This is a genomic window from Micromonospora sp. SL4-19 (assembly GCF_047921475.1).
GTDB lineage: Bacteria > Actinomycetota > Actinomycetes > Mycobacteriales > Micromonosporaceae > Micromonospora.
Genome location: NZ_JBLROB010000023.1, coordinates 83108 through 96802, shown reverse-complemented (window position 1 = coordinate 96802; position 13695 = coordinate 83108). Strand labels below are relative to the sequence as shown.

Annotated in this window: 17 protein-coding genes and 1 riboswitch; of the genes, 8 read left to right on the top strand and 9 right to left on the bottom strand. The window is 73.3% G+C overall.

Annotated features, from left to right (window positions below; all coding sequences use genetic code 11):
- Positions 1 to 14: 14 nt before the first annotated feature.
- The 4 genes from dusB to ACNAVT_RS23460 all read right to left on the bottom strand — a co-directional run bounded on the left by dusB (position 15) and on the right by ACNAVT_RS23460 (position 3670).
- Positions 15 to 1187 carry a tRNA dihydrouridine synthase DusB gene (gene dusB, locus ACNAVT_RS23475; protein ID WP_416299306.1) on the bottom strand — a complete coding sequence of 391 codons (1173 nt, stop codon included), beginning with the start codon at positions 1185 to 1187 and terminating at the stop codon, positions 15 to 17.
- 62 nt (positions 1188 to 1249) lie between these two features.
- Positions 1250 to 2629, bottom strand: coding sequence for a glycine--tRNA ligase (locus ACNAVT_RS23470; protein ID WP_416299305.1), 1380 nt, complete (start codon positions 2627 to 2629; stop codon positions 1250 to 1252).
- A gap of 113 nt (positions 2630 to 2742) precedes the next feature.
- Complete coding sequence (locus ACNAVT_RS23465; protein ID WP_416299304.1) at positions 2743 to 3303, bottom strand: hypothetical protein; 561 nt, start codon at positions 3301 to 3303, stop codon at positions 2743 to 2745.
- Positions 3304 to 3328: 25 nt separating this feature from the next.
- Positions 3329 to 3670 carry an antibiotic biosynthesis monooxygenase family protein gene (locus tag ACNAVT_RS23460; RefSeq protein ID WP_416299303.1) on the bottom strand — a complete coding sequence of 114 codons (342 nt, stop codon included), beginning with the start codon at positions 3668 to 3670 and terminating at the stop codon, positions 3329 to 3331.
- Between the two features lie 27 nt (positions 3671 to 3697).
- On the opposite strand from ACNAVT_RS23460, the gene ACNAVT_RS23455 reads away from it, so the two are divergent.
- From ACNAVT_RS23455 to ACNAVT_RS23420, 8 genes are all read left to right on the top strand, one after another.
- On the top strand, positions 3698 to 3955 hold the full coding sequence (locus ACNAVT_RS23455) for a DUF6703 family protein (protein ID WP_416299302.1): 258 nt from the start codon (positions 3698 to 3700) through the stop codon (positions 3953 to 3955).
- Positions 3956 to 4027: 72 nt separating this feature from the next.
- Entirely contained in the window at positions 4028 to 4975 is a 948-nt protein-coding gene (locus tag ACNAVT_RS23450) for a metal ABC transporter substrate-binding protein (RefSeq protein WP_416299301.1), read from the top strand.
- Positions 4972 to 5733, top strand: coding sequence for a metal ABC transporter ATP-binding protein (locus ACNAVT_RS23445; RefSeq protein WP_416299300.1), 762 nt, complete (start codon positions 4972 to 4974; stop codon positions 5731 to 5733). The genes ACNAVT_RS23450 and ACNAVT_RS23445 overlap by 4 nt, the downstream gene beginning before the upstream one ends.
- 1 nt (position 5734) lies before the next feature.
- A complete protein-coding gene (locus tag ACNAVT_RS23440; protein ID WP_416299299.1) occupies positions 5735 to 6607 on the top strand; it encodes a metal ABC transporter permease in 873 nt (290 codons plus the stop codon).
- A 43-nt stretch (positions 6608 to 6650) separates the two neighbouring features.
- Positions 6651 to 6950 (top strand): ArsR/SmtB family transcription factor, encoded by a 300-nt coding sequence (locus tag ACNAVT_RS23435; protein WP_416299298.1) that lies wholly within the window; start codon positions 6651 to 6653, stop codon positions 6948 to 6950.
- A complete protein-coding gene (locus ACNAVT_RS23430; RefSeq protein ID WP_416299297.1) occupies positions 6947 to 7339 on the top strand; it encodes a Fur family transcriptional regulator in 393 nt (130 codons plus the stop codon). The genes ACNAVT_RS23435 and ACNAVT_RS23430 overlap by 4 nt, the downstream gene beginning before the upstream one ends.
- A 100-nt stretch (positions 7340 to 7439) precedes the next feature.
- Complete coding sequence (locus tag ACNAVT_RS23425) at positions 7440 to 8045, top strand: hypothetical protein (protein WP_416299296.1); 606 nt, start codon at positions 7440 to 7442, stop codon at positions 8043 to 8045.
- A 9-nt stretch (positions 8046 to 8054) separates the two neighbouring features.
- The gene (locus ACNAVT_RS23420) at positions 8055 to 8225 is read left to right on the top strand and encodes a hypothetical protein (RefSeq protein WP_416299295.1); all 171 of its coding nucleotides are present in this window, start codon (positions 8055 to 8057) and stop codon (positions 8223 to 8225) included.
- Positions 8226 to 8291: 66 nt separating this feature from the next.
- Here the strand turns inward: ACNAVT_RS23420 and ACNAVT_RS23415 are convergent, their stop codons facing one another.
- The 5 genes from ACNAVT_RS23415 to ACNAVT_RS23395 form a co-directional block, all read right to left on the bottom strand.
- A complete protein-coding gene (locus ACNAVT_RS23415) occupies positions 8292 to 10340 on the bottom strand; it encodes an acyl-CoA dehydrogenase family protein (RefSeq protein ID WP_416299294.1) in 2049 nt (682 codons plus the stop codon).
- Positions 10341 to 10461: 121 nt separating this feature from the next.
- Positions 10462 to 10965, bottom strand: coding sequence for a DUF6328 family protein (locus ACNAVT_RS23410; protein ID WP_416299293.1), 504 nt, complete (start codon positions 10963 to 10965; stop codon positions 10462 to 10464).
- Between the two features lie 102 nt (positions 10966 to 11067).
- Positions 11068 to 11817, bottom strand: coding sequence for a sugar isomerase domain-containing protein (locus ACNAVT_RS23405; protein WP_416299292.1), 750 nt, complete (start codon positions 11815 to 11817; stop codon positions 11068 to 11070).
- On the bottom strand, positions 11814 to 12629 hold the full coding sequence (locus ACNAVT_RS23400) for an aminoglycoside N(3)-acetyltransferase (protein ID WP_416299291.1): 816 nt from the start codon (positions 12627 to 12629) through the stop codon (positions 11814 to 11816). Before ACNAVT_RS23400 ends, ACNAVT_RS23405 begins: the two co-directional genes overlap by 4 nt.
- A complete protein-coding gene (locus tag ACNAVT_RS23395) occupies positions 12626 to 13450 on the bottom strand; it encodes an alpha/beta fold hydrolase (protein ID WP_416299290.1) in 825 nt (274 codons plus the stop codon). The genes ACNAVT_RS23400 and ACNAVT_RS23395 overlap by 4 nt, the downstream gene beginning before the upstream one ends.
- 88 nt (positions 13451 to 13538) lie before the next feature.
- A riboswitch (TPP riboswitch) is annotated at positions 13539 to 13644 on the top strand.
- Positions 13645 to 13695 lie beyond the last annotated feature (51 nt).

Genomic DNA, 13695 nt, shown 5'->3' with positions numbered 1-13695 from the left:
AGCCGTCTTCGGAATCAGCCGCCGGAGTCGTCCAGCTCGGCGCCGTCCGGCGGGGTGTCGTCGTCGCGGCTGGCGAGCCAGCCGTCGGGCAGGAACACCTTGCCCGGGGAGTTGGTCCGGCCGCGCGGCTGGCCGAGGGTCTCCACCGGGAACGGCACGGCCGGGTCCAGCTTGCCGAGCAGGTCGTCGAGCTGGGCCAGGCTGTCGATCATCGCCAGGGAGCGGCGGAGCTCGCTGCCGATCGGGAAGCCCTTGAGGTACCAGGCGACGTGCTTGCGGAAGTCGGTGCAGCCGTCCCGCTCGCCCCGGGCCGGGTTGCGGGCGCCGGCCACGAACTGGTCCACCAGCAGCTCGGCGTGGCGCCGCATGGTCACCGCCACCTCGCCGAGGCTGGGCAGCCGCCGCTCCGGGCGGCCGTTGAAGGCGGCCTCCAGGTCGGCGAAGAGCCACGGCCGGCCCAGGCAGCCCCGCCCGATCACCACGCCGTCGACGCCGGTGTGGGCGACCATCCGCAGCGCGTCGTCGGCCTCCCAGATGTCGCCGTTGCCGAGCACCGGCACGTCGAGCGCCTGCTTCAGCGTGGCGATGGCGTCCCAGTCGGCGGTGCCCGAATAGCGCTGTGCGGCCGTACGCCCGTGCAGGGCGACCGCCGCGACACCGGCGTCCTGCGCGGCGAGCCCGGCCTCGACGTACGTCAGGTGGTCGTCGTCGATGCCCTTGCGCATCTTGACGGTGACCGGCACCCCGGCGGGTGACGCGGCGTCCACCGCGGCCTTGACCAGCCGGGCGAAGAGCCGGCGCCGCCACGGCAGGGCCGACCCGCCACCGCGCCGGGTGACCTTGGGGACCGGGCAGCCGAAGTTGAGGTCGATGTGGTCGGCCAGGTCCCGCTCCACCACGATCCGCACGGCGGCGGCGGTGATCTCCGGATCGGTGCCGTAGAGCTGGAGGCTGCGGGGCTGCTCCTCCGGGCCGAAGGCGATCATCCGCAGCGTCTTCGGGTTCCGCTCGACCAGCGCCCGGGTGGTGATCATCTCGCACACGTAGATGCCGCCGCCCTGCTCCCGGCAGAGCCGGCGGAAGCCGACGTTGGTGATCCCGGCCATCGGCGCGAGCACCACCGGCGGCCAGACCTGGTGCCGCCCGAGGGTCAACGAACGCAGCGCGGGCACGGTCGGGGCGGTCACCGGACAAGTGTACGGGGCTCCGACCGGCGCGTTCCCGCACCGGTCGGAGCCCCGTGACCAGCTCAGCAGCCGGGCAGGCGCTCGATGAGGTAGCGCTCGACCTGGTCCAGCGAGATGCGCTCCTGGGCCATGGTGTCCCGGTTCCGCACGGTCACCGCGTTGTCGTCCAGCGTGTCGAAGTCGACCGTCACGCAGAACGGCGTGCCGATCTCGTCCTGCCGGCGGTAGCGGCGGCCGATCGCCTGCGAGTCGTCGAACTCGACCACCCAGCGCTTACGCAGGTCGGCGGCGAGCTGCCGGGCCTTCGGCGAGAGCGCCTCGTTGCGGGACAGCGGCAGCACCGCCACCTTCACCGGGGCCAGCCGCGGGTCGAAGCGCATCACGGTGCGCTCCTCCATCTTGCCCTTGGCGTTCGGCGCCTGGTCGACGTCGTACGCCTCCAGCAGGAACGCCAGCACCGCGCGGGTCAGGCCGGCGGCCGGCTCGATGACGTACGGGGTCCAGCGCTCGCCCTTGGTCTGGTCGAAGTACGACAGGTCGACGCCGGAGTGCTTGCTGTGCGTCGACAGGTCGAAGTCGGTGCGGTTGGCGATGCCCTCCAGCTCGGCGAACTCGCTGCCGCCGAACTGGAACCGGTACTCGATGTCGACGGTGCGCTTCGAGTAGTGGGAGAGCTTCTCCTTCGGGTGCTCGTAGAAGCGCAGGTTCTCCTCGGAGAGGCCGAGGTCGAGGTACCAGTTCCAGCGCTCCCGCAGCCAGTACTCGTGCCACTCCTCGTCGGTGCCCGGCTCGACGAAGAACTCCATCTCCATCTGCTCGAACTCGCGGGTCCGGAAGATGAAGTTGCCCGGGGTGATCTCGTTGCGGAACGACTTGCCGGTCTGCGCGATGCCGAACGGCGGCTTCTTGCGGGCGACCGTCTCCACGTTCTTGTAGTTGACGAAGATGCCCTGGGCGGTCTCCGGGCGCAGGTAGTGCATCCCCTCGTCGCTCTCCACCGGGCCCAGGTAGGTCTTCATCAGGCCGTTGAACATCTTCGGCTCGGTGAAGGTGCCCTTGTTGCCGCAGTTCGGGCAGTTCAGCTCGGTGAGCGAGGTCAGCGGCTTGCCGTGCTTGGCCTCGTACGCCTCCTCGAGGTGGTCGGCGCGGAACCGCTTGTGGCACGACTGGCACTCGGTCAGCGGGTCGACGAACTCGGCGATGTGGCCGCTGGCCTCCCAGACCTTGCGGGCCAGGATGACCGCGGAGTCCAGGCCGACGACGTCGTCGCGCTGCTGAACCATGGTCTTCCACCACTGCCGGCGGACGTTCTCCTTCAGCTCCACGCCGAGCGGGCCGTAGTCCCACGCCGAGCGGGTGCCTCCGTAGATCTCGCTGGAGGGGAAGACGAAGCCCCGGCGCTTGGCGAGGCTGACGACGGCGTCGATACGGTCGGCTGGCATGTTTCCTCCTACGCCGGCTGGCGGTCGGCGGGGGCGAGGTGAGTGGAACCGGACGGTTCGGGACAACGGTACGACTATCGTCGTCCCGAACCCAGCACAATACCGGGGCCTGGTCAGCTCACCCCGCAGACCTCCATGGCACCCGTCTGCTGGTCCGGCGCCAGGGTCACCGTCTGGCCCTCCCGCTTGCCGCCGGCCAGGGTCACGTCCACCGGCACGGTCAGCGCCTGGGGGTCGACCTTGCCCACCTGGTAGCTGGTGATCTGCGGCTCGGTGGCCACCCGCTGCTCGAACTCCGGCCGGGACTCGCGCCGGCGGGCGTCGTTGCAGAGCTGGTCGTACGCCTTGGACCAGTCCTTGTTGACCAGGGCCCGGTAGTAGTTGTTGGTGACCGCCCGGCCCTGCTCCTCGACGGCCTGGACGTTGCTCACCGCCAGCCCGATGATGGCCGCGGCGCCCCCGCCGCAGCAGAGCAGCACGGCGAGCGCGCCGACGCCGAGACCGAGGCCGAGGCGGGCCCGGCCGCCCTCGGTGGGCGGGGCCGCGAACGGCGGGGCGACCCCGGGGCCGGGCGGCGGCTCGGGGGACCCGGGACCGGACGGCGACCCCGGTACCGGCGGCACGCCGGGCGACACGGGAGGCGGGGGCGGGGCGGCCGGTCCGGGAGCGGTCATACGCCAGAGGGTAGTGCCCCGGGCCTCAGCGGTAAGGACGTGCGGCCCGATCACTGGCGACGACCACGATCTCGCCCTGCGGGGCGGCGCTGGCCAACGTCTCGTACGCCGACGGCTCGTCGACCGAGCTGGCCAGCAGCGGCACCGCCGTGACCTTGACGTCGAAGCCGCCCAGCGCCCGCCGGTACGCCCCGACCGACTCCCATTCGGTGACCAGGCACCAGTGCGTCGGGTCGTCCAGCGCCCGCATCAGCTCTCCGCGCAGATAACCGGGGCGGGCCGCGAGCGCGGCGAGGGCGGCGTGCGCCCGCTCGGTGAAGTTCGACGCGCCATCAGGGTCAACCACGAACCGGTTGGTGACCAGCACCGGCGTCCTCCTCGTAGAGTTTGTGAAATGCAGCGTACGCAGACTCCCCTGCTCGCCCGGCTGGCCCGGCTCAACCCGCTGGTGGTGTTCCTGGCCACTCTGGTCGTGATGCTGGTGGGGCTCTTCGCACCCGGCCCGGCGGGCGGCGTGCTGCTGCTGGCGCTGGCCGCGATGCTGGTGTGGCTGATGAGCGTCACCTGGCCGGTGCAGAAGCCGGCGACCCGGGTGCTGCGGCTGCTCATGCTGACGCTGTTGATCGCGGTGGCGCTGGTCAAGCTGTTCTGACTGGCGCGGCCGCGCTGACATGCACCCATGCGTTGTTGACAATCAATTTCGTTATCGCGGACAGTTGGTCGCATGACCATCCGCTCCGCCCCGCGCACCCTGGCCGCAGCCGCCGCAGCCCTGCTCACCCTCGGCAGCGCCGCGGCCTGCGCGGACCGCGGTGGCGGTGGCGGTGGCACCGACCCGGACCGGGTCGACATGGTGGTCGCCTTCTACCCGCTGCAGTTCCTCGCCGAGCAGGTCGGCGGGGACGCGGTCCGGGTCACCAACCTGGCCAAGCCCGGCGCCGAGCCGCACGACCTTGAGCTGCACCCGCGCCAGGTCGGCCAGGTGGCCGACGCGGAGCTGATCGTCTACCTCGCCGGCTTCCAGCCGGCCGTCGACGAGGCGGTGGCGCAGAACGGCCGCGACCGGGCCTTCGATGTCGCCACGGTGCAGCCGCTGCTGGACGCCGCCGCCGGCGGGCACCAGCACGAGGGCGAGGCCGGCCACGAGGAGGAGACCGGCGGCAAGGACCCGCACGTCTGGCTCGACCCGACCCGGCTGGCCACCATCGGCGACCGGCTCGCGGAGCGGCTCGGCAAGGTCGCCCCGAACCGGGCCGCCGAGTTCACCGCCCGGGCCACGGCGCTCCGCGCCGAACTGACGAAGCTGGACGGCGAGTACGCGCAGGGCCTGCGGACCTGCCAGCGCCGGGAGATCGTGACCAGCCACACCGCGTTCGGCTATCTGACCGCCCGCTACCAGCTCGAACAGGTCGGCATCACCGGCCTCAGCCCCGAGGGCGAACCCTCCCCGCGGCGCCTCGCCGAGGTGGCGAAGGAGGCCCGGGAGCACCAGGCCACCACCATCTTCTTCGAGACGCTGGTCAGCCCCAAGGTCGCCGAGACGGTGGCCCGCGAGGTCGGGGCGAAGACCGCCGTGCTCGACCCGATCGAGGGCGCGTCCGCCGGCGGCGACTACCTGTCGACGATGCGTACCAACCTCCAGACCCTGCGGACCGCCTTGGACTGCTCGTGACCGAATCCGTGATCCAGGTCGCGCACGCCGCCGTCGGCTACGACGGACGGCCGGTGCTGCGGGACGTCTCGCTGACCGTGGCCGCCGGTGAGGTGGTCGCCGTACTCGGCGCCAACGGCTCCGGCAAGTCGACCCTGATCCGCGCCGTGCTCGGCCTGGTGCCGCTCGGCGCCGGGTCGGTCAGCCTCTTCGGCACCCCGCAGCGCCGCTTCCGGCAGTGGCACCGCATCGGGTACGTCCCGCAGCGGCTGGGGGCCGCCGGCGGCGTACCGGCCACGGTGCGGGAGGTGGTGGCGTCCGGGCGGCTGGCCCGCCGGGGTGTGCTGCGCCCGCCGGGACGGGCCGACCGGGAGGCGGTCGCCGCCGCGTTGCGGGCGGTCGGGCTCGCCGACCGGGCCGGTGACCCGGTCGCCGCCCTCTCCGGTGGCCAGCAGCAGCGCACGCTGATCGCCCGGGCCCTGGCCGGCCAGCCGGAGCTGCTGGTGCTCGACGAGCCGACCGCCGGGGTGGACGCGGCCAGCCAGGAGGCGTTCGCGGGGGCGCTGCGCGGCTTCGTCGACGGCGGCGGGACGGTGCTGCTGGTCGCCCACGAGTTGGGGCCGCTGCGCCCGCTGATCAGCCGGGCGGTCGTCGTCCACCAGGGTGGCATCGCCCACGACGGCGCGGTGCCGGAGCCCGCCGGCCACCACGCGGACCCCGACCACGAGCACGTGCATCCGCACTGCGACGAGGAGCCCGCCGGGCTGTGGAGCATCTGACATGGGCATCTTCCACTACGACTTCATGCTGCGCGCCCTGGTCGGCGCGCTGGTCATCGGCCTGGCCGCCCCGGCGCTCGGCATCTATCTGGTGCAGCGCCGGCTGGCGCTGATCGGGGACGGGATCGGCCACGTGGCGCTCACCGGCGTCGGCGCCGGACTGCTGCTCAACCGGTCCCCGGTGCTGGTGGCGGTGATCGCGGCGACGCTGGGCGCGATCGCGATCGAGTGGGTCCGCTCGCGCGGGCGTACCTCCGGGGACCTGGCCCTGGCGCTGCTCTTCTACGGCGGCATCGCCGGCGGCGTGCTGCTGGTCGGGCTCTCCGACGTCGGCAGCGCCTCGCTCAACTCGTACCTGTTCGGGTCGTTGCTCACCACCTCCCCGGCCGACCTGGTCACCATCCTGGTGCTCGGCGGGGTGGTCCTGGTGGCCATGCTGGCGCTGCGCCCGGCGCTCTTCGCGGTCTGCCACGACGAGGAGTACGCCCGGGTCTCCGGGCTGCCGGTGCGGGCGCTCAACCTGCTCATCGCGGTGGGTACCGCGTGGACGGTGACGATCGCCATGCGGGCGGTCGGGGTGCTGCTGATCAGCGCCCTGATGGTGGTGCCGGTGGCCGCCGCGCAGCAGGTCACCCGGGGCTTCCGGAGCACCATGACGGCGGCGATGGCGCTGGGGCTCTTCGCCGCCGGGGCGGGGATCTGGGTGGCCGCCACCGCCGACACCGCACCGGGCGCCACGGTGGTGCTGCTGGCCATCGGCTCGTTCCTGGTGGTGGCGCTCGCCGCGGCGGGCTGGCGCACGCTGCGGCGGCGTTCCCGCCCCGTCACGATGCCGGCCGCCGAGCCGCACGAGCCCGAGGTGGTGCTCCGATGAGCCCGTACCGGCCGACGCTGCTGGCATTGGTTACCGTTACAGGGTGACCGCCACCGGATACGACGCCTTCGAGGGCGCGGGGGACCTGCTGCGCGCGCTGTCGGCGCCCATCCGGCTGGCGATCGTCAGCGAGCTGGCCCAGGGTGAGCGCTGCGTGCACGAGCTGGTGGAGAAGCTGGGCGCCCCGCAGCCGCTGGTCTCCCAGCACCTGCGGGTGCTGCGCGGCGCGGGCGTGGTCCGCGGCTCCCGACGGGGTCGCGAGATCGCCTACGCCCTGGTGGACGAGCACGTCGCGCACATCGTGGCGGACGCGGTCAGCCACGCCGGGGAGCGGCCGGCATGAGCGAGCAGGTGCTCCGCAACACCCGGCAACGGACGGCCGTCAGCGCGCTGCTCGCCGAGGTGGAGGGCTTCCACAGCGCGCAGGACCTGCACGCGATGCTGCGCCAGCGGGGCGAACGGGTCGGCCTGACCACCGTCTACCGGACGTTGCAGGGGCTCGCCGACGCCGGCGAGATCGACGTGATGCGCCCGCCCGGCGGGGAGCACCTCTATCGGCGCTGCAGCGAGGGCCATCACCACCACCTGGTCTGCCGGCGCTGCGGCCGGACGGTGGAGGTGGCCGGGCCCGCGGTGGAGAGCTGGGCGGATCGGGTCGCCGCCGAGCACGGGTACGCCGAGGTCAGTCACACCCTGGAGATCTTCGGCACCTGCCCGGCCTGCGCCGGCTGAGATTTCTCCCCTGCGACAACTCCGGCTCGGCGCGTCTGTCGCCGCGCCGCGACCCGGAGCCGTCGTGCCGGCGCGGCCGAGCCGTGGCACGCTGTCCGGCGTGAAGATCTACGCCGACCGTTTTCCGACCGCCCTCCGTCAGTTCCTCACCGATCTGCTCGTGGTCGCATGGGTGTACACGGCGATCCGCTTCGCGCTCTGGCTGCACGACCTGATCGAGAAGCTCGCCGTACCCGGACAGAAGCTGGAGGGGGCCGGCGGCGGCCTCGCCGACAACCTGGCCGACGCCGGCGGCAAGGTCGGCCGGGTGCCACTGGTCGGCGACGAGCTGACCGCCCCCTTCACCAAGGCCGCGGAGGCCGCGCGCGCGGTCGCCGAGGCCGGCCGGGACCAGCAGGACCTCGTCGGCCAGCTGGCCCTCGGGCTGAGCATCGCGGTGCTGGTCTTCCCGCTCGGTCTGGTCCTGCTCGGCTGGCTGCCGCTGCGGGTGCGCTGGATGCGCCGGGCCGGCGCGGCGAAGGCACTGGCCACCGCCCCCGCCGGGCGGGACCTGCTGGCGCTGCGCGCGCTCGCCGGCCAGCCGCTCGGCCGGCTGGCCCGGATCGCGCCCGACGTGGCGGAGGCGTGGCGCCGCGGCGACGACGCGACCGTCGACGCGCTCGCCGCGTTGGAGCTGCACAGACTCGGCCTGAAGGCCGGACGTTAAGGTGTGGCGGTGCTGTACTTCCTGATCGCCGTCGCCGTACTGCTGCTGGTGTACGCGGGTGTCCTGGTGAGCTACGTCCGCAAGGGCCGCAAGATCCCGCCGGCCGCGTACCTGGTGCTGGCCGCGCTCAACGGGCTCATCCTGGCCGCGGTGCTGGCCTGGGCGATCGCCCGGGGTTGACCGGGCACCCCTGCTCTGCCGCGGGCATCAGCAGGGGGCCCTTCCTGTCGCAGGTGGGATGCGGCTTCACGCAGGTGGGATGCGGCGGCGGACGTCCTGGGCGGTGGAGGGGCCGGGCTGCCAGCGCGCCACCCAGGGCTGGTCGGCCGGTGGCGTGACCACGCCCTCCTCCAGGGCGGCGTACCGGCCGGCGAGGATCCGTTTCGCGGCCGCCACGTCCACCGAGTCGGTGTTGGACCAGAGCCCGGTGAACAGCTCGTCGACCCGCAGCCGGGCCTGCCGGCAGAACAGGTCGGCCAGCTCGACGTGCTCCGGGTGCTCCGCCCGCTCGGCGGTGGCCCGGACGCAGACCGCGGCCATCGCGAACAGCTCAGCGCCGATGTCCACCACCCGGCCGAGGAACGCCTGCTTGCGCTCCATCTTCCCCTGCCAGCGGGACATCGCGTAGAAGGTGGACCGGGCCAGCTTGCGGGAGGTCCGCTCGACGTGCCGCAGGTGGCCGGCGAGCGAACCGAACTCGCCGTACGCCCCGGGCGCCTGCCCCTTGCCGACGGCGAGGGTGGGCAGCCACCTGGCGTAGAAGGCCCCGGCGCGGGCGCCCGCCTTGGCCTTGCGGCCCAGCCCGGCGTCCGGGTCGATGATGTCGCCGGCCACCGAGAGGTGCGCGTCGACGGCCTCCCGGGCGATCAGTAGGTGCATGATCTCGGTGGAGCCCTCGAAGATCCGGTTGATCCGAAGGTCACGCAGGAGCTGCTCGACCGCGGCCGGGCGCTCGCCGCGAGCGGCGAGAGACTCGGCCGTCTCGTAGCCGCGCCCACCCCGGATCTGGATCAGCTCGTCGGCGATCTTCCAGGCCATCTCGCTGGCGTAGAGCTTCACCAGCGCCGCCTCGATCCGGATGTCGTTGCGGTCGTCGTCGGCGAGCAGGCAGGAGAGGTCGAGCATGCTCTCCATGCCGTACGTGGTGGCGGCGATGAAGGCCAGCTTCTTGGCCACCGCCTCGTGCTCGCCGACCGGACGGCCCCACTGGACCCGGTCGGCGGCCCACTCCCGGGCCACGTTCAGCGACCACTTGCCCGCCCCGACGCACAGGGCCGGAAGCGAGAGGCGCCCGGTGTTCAGCGTGGTCAGGGCGACCTTCAGGCCCTTGCCCTCGCCACCGATCACGTTCTCCTTCGGCACGAAGACGTCGTGGAACCGGGTCAGGCTGTTCTCCAGGCCGCGCAGGCCGACGAAGGCGTTGCGCCGCTCCACGGTGATGCCCTCGCTGTCGCCCTCGACCACGAACGCGGTGATCCCGCCGCGCCGCCCCTCGGTCGCCGGCACCCGGGCCATCACCACGAGCAGGGTGGCCACCGTGCCGTTGGTGGCCCAGAGCTTCACCCCGTTGAGCCGGTAGCCGGCGCCGTCCGCCGTGGGCTCGGCGGTGGTGGCCAGCCGGGCCGGGTCCGAGCCGACATCCGGCTCGGTGAGCAGGAACGCGGAGACCTCGCCGGCGGCGAGCCGGGGCAGGAAGTGCTGCTTCTGCTCCGGCGTGCCGAACATCTTCAGCGGTTGCGGCACGCCGATCGACTGGTGCGCGGAGAGCAGCGCGCTGATCGCCGGGTTGACCGAGCCGGTCCGCATCAGCGCACGGCAGTAGTGCAGGTTGCTCAGCCCGAGGCCGCCGTACTTCCGGTCGATCTTCATGCCGAAGGCCCCCAGCCGGGCCAGGCCGTGGAACACCTCGTCCGGGATGCGCGCGTCCCGCTCGATGGCGGCGCCGTCCACCTCGGAGTCCAGGTACGCCCCGAGCGCGCCGAGGAACTCCTCGGCCCGCGCGATGTCGGCCGGATCGGAGCGCGGCCACGGGCTGATCAGGTCGAGCCGGAACCGGCCGAGGAACAGTTCCTTGCCGAAGCTGGGCCGGTCCCAGGCCGCCTCGCGGGCCGCCTCGGCGACCTGGCGGGCCTCCTTCTCCGAGACCTGGCCCGCCTCGGCGGGCAGCGGACCCGCCCCGCCCGCGGCGGCGCCGGTCGGCCGGTCGGCGTCGTCGATCGGGGCCACCCGCCCGGTGGGACCTCCCGCCCCGGACGAACCCGCGGGATCGGGTCGGCTGTTCTGCGTCGTGGTCACGGCTGCCTCCTGGAGACCTCGGTCCGGCTGCGTCGACGTGCTCGACGAAAACGACGCTACCCCCGGGTGTTACCCAGCGGTAGCCTCCGGCGCACGTCCGATTTGGCGGCTCCGGCGCGGGTCAGTGGCCGGACGACTCCGCCGGATCGTCGCCGTCGTCGTCGATGTCGGGCTCAGCCCAGCCGCGCCCGGCCAGCGGCAGAACCAGCCAGAAGGCCAGGAACCACGCCCCGGCGAACGCGGTCACCACCAGGGCGACCGGCCGGCCCAGCACGAAGTCGGTGATCAGCAGGACCGCGCTGACCATCGAGATCAGCAGGAAGGCCAGACCGCCGGTGGCCACCCGGTGCGCGAACCGGACCAGCTCCGGCTTGCGACCCTGGCGGAACAACGCCCGGTGAAAGGCGACCGGCGAGATGATCATCGCGGCGGCCGCGGCGGCGGCCAGCAGCGCCACGATGTAGACGTCCTTCTGGAAGTCGGTGGTCCGGGTGAAGCCGTTGCTGAACGGCAGGGTGAGCAGGAAGGCGAAGAGGATCTGCACCCCCGTCTGCGCCACCCGCAACTCCTGGAGCAGGTCGGCGAAGTTGCGCCGCCAGCGCTGCTTCTCGGACTCCCTGGACACGCGCTACCTCCGCGGCAGACGGCACTGCCGGTGGAGGCGCTGCCACCGACGGCACAGCGTTTGCCCCGTCGGTCGTGGGCTGAAACCGCCTCGGCCAGCCGATCAGGCTCCCCGGCGGATCCGGCCGGCGTACCGGGCCTCCAACTCGGCGTTGTGCTCGTCGCCGCCGGAGATGTTCGCCGACAGGTAGACCGAGGGGCGCTCCCCCGCCGCCAGCAGCCGGGCCACCACCTCCGCCACGAGCTGCTGGGCCAGCAGCGCGGCAGTGATCGAGGAGACCGCGCCGACCGCGCCGCCGCCGGGCAACGGCAGGGTGGCGTCGCCGTACGGGGCGCCGTTGTCGAGCACCACGTCGGCGAAGTCGGCGAGCTTGCGCCCGGACGGGTGGCGCGAGGTCATCCGGGCGGAGTGCGCCGCCGAGGTGATCGCGACCAGGGCATGCCCGCGGTCCTTGACGACGGACGCGAACTCCACCATCGCCCCGTTCACGCCGGAGTTGGAGGCGAGCACGAAGACGTCCTGCGGACGGACCGGGGCCAGCTCGTAGAGGCGGTGCGCCACGGCCGGCTCGCGTTCCAGCTTCGGGCCGAGCACGTCGGCCGGCTCGCCCCCGTAGAGCACCAGGTCGCGCAGCGCGATCCGGTTGGTGGGCACCAGCCCGCCGGCCCGCCCGGCGATCTCCATGGCCAGGGCCTCCGAATGGCCGGTGCCGAACGCGTGGACCACCCCGTCGGCGCGCAGCGACTCGGCGATCAGGTCGGCCGCCCGGCCGACCCCGTCCCGCTGGCCGGCGGCGACCCGGCCGATCGTCTCGGTCACCACCGCCAGGTACGCCTCGGCGCTCACCGTCATGGTCCTGCCTCCGTCCGTCGGTTTCGGGCCAGCCAGTCCACCGCGAAGTCGACCGCCACCCGCTGCCTCATCAACCGGCCCGTCCCGTCGCCGACCGGCCCGAGCCGTACCGCACCGGTCGCCTCCAGGCCGGTGCCGAGCCGGGCGAAGCCGTCGTCGTCGAGGCGTACGTCGTCCCACCACACCCATTCCCGGCCGCCGTCGCCGGTCAGCACGGCCGCGCCGCAGCGCTGCCGGGGCGGCGCGGGCTGCCGGTACTCGGCCAGGTGCAGTGACGTGTTAAAGCCGTGGTCGACGCCGAGCAGCAGCACGTCGCCATCAAGATCGTAGAGGCGCGCCAGCGGGGAACCCTCGCCGAGCATGCCGGCCAACGCGTGATCGCCGACGATCCGGTCGGCGGCCGGCCCGAGCGCGGCGAACGAGACATGCGGATGGTCGCTGCGGCGGGCGCCCGGCCAGGTGCGGACCAACTCCGCCAGGGCGCCCATGAACCGGCTCGGCGTGACCGCCGGGTCGAAGCCCGGCAGCTCGGCCCGGATCACCGGCCACCAGTCCGCCGGCACCGGCGGGTTCGTCCAGTCCGCCGGGTCGCTGTTCTCGGGCGTATGGGTGGGCACCACGAGCGTCCCGCGCGGACCGAGCACGTCACGCAGAGCGAGCACCACCGCCTCCGGGCCGCCGCAGAGAAAGCCCAGCCCACGCAGGCCCGCGTGCACCAGGACGCTCGCGCCGGGGCGTACGCCGAGGGCGTGGAACTGGGCGGCGAGCGACGCGCGGGTGTGCGGCCGGGCCGGCGCGGTGCCGGCGATCATCGGCCGATCCGGGCGAGGATCGCCTCGGCCAGCGGGGCGGGGGCCTCGTCCGGGATCCAGTGCGTCACGCCGGAGAGCTCGACGAAGCGGTAGTCGCCGGTCACGCGGCTCGCGCAGGCTTCGGCGGCGGTGCGGCCGATCGCGATGTCCCGGTCGCTCCAGACGAAGGTGGTCGGCACGTTCACCGGCCCGATGGCCTTCATGTCGCTGCCCGACATCGCCCGGTACCAGTTCAGCGCGGCGGTCAGCGCGCCCGGCTCGCGCATCGGGCCGGCGTAGCGGGCCACCTGCGCGGCGTCGCCCACCCCGCCGAGCATCCGGCGCAACGCGGTGGCGTTGAGGGAGAGCAGCACCTTCTCCGCCTTGCCGGGTTTGCGGAACAGCGCGATGTAGGCGGAGCGGGCCTTCTGCCGCGCGTCGGTGGCGAGCGCGTGCGCCATCGCGGCCGGGTGTGGCACCGAGACCGCGGTCAGGGTGCGGACCCGCTCCGGGTGCACCGCCGCGAGACCCCAGGCCACGATCGCGCCCCAGTCGTGTCCGACCACGTGGGCCGCCTTCACGCCGAGCGCGTCGAGCACGCCGGCCGCGTCCGCCACCAGCTCCGGGATCCGGTACGCCTCGACCGCCGCCGGCCGCGCACCCGGCGAGTAGCCGCGCTGGTCGAGCGCGTACGTGCGCAGCCCGGCGGCGTGCAGCGCGGGCACCACGTCGTCCCACTCGCCGCCGTGCTGCGGAAAGCCGTGCAGCAGCAGGACGGGGTCGCCGCCCCCGGGGCCGCCCACGCGCACCTCGAACGTCAGACCTCGTGCGTCGACCCGCATGATCGGCAGCCTACCCAGCCGGTCGGCCGCCGACCGCCCAGCTGGGCCGGCGGGCGGGGTCGGTGCTAGCGTCTGCCCGACACAACTTCACATCCGACAGGGGAGCGCACAGCGCTGAGAGTGTGGGCACCGCCCACAGACCCTCGAACCTGATCTGGGTAATGCCAGCGCAGGGAGTTCGGTCGACCTCCAGCCGCGCCGCCGTCCGGGCAACCGGGCGCGGCGTGCGTCTTCTCCTGGTTCAC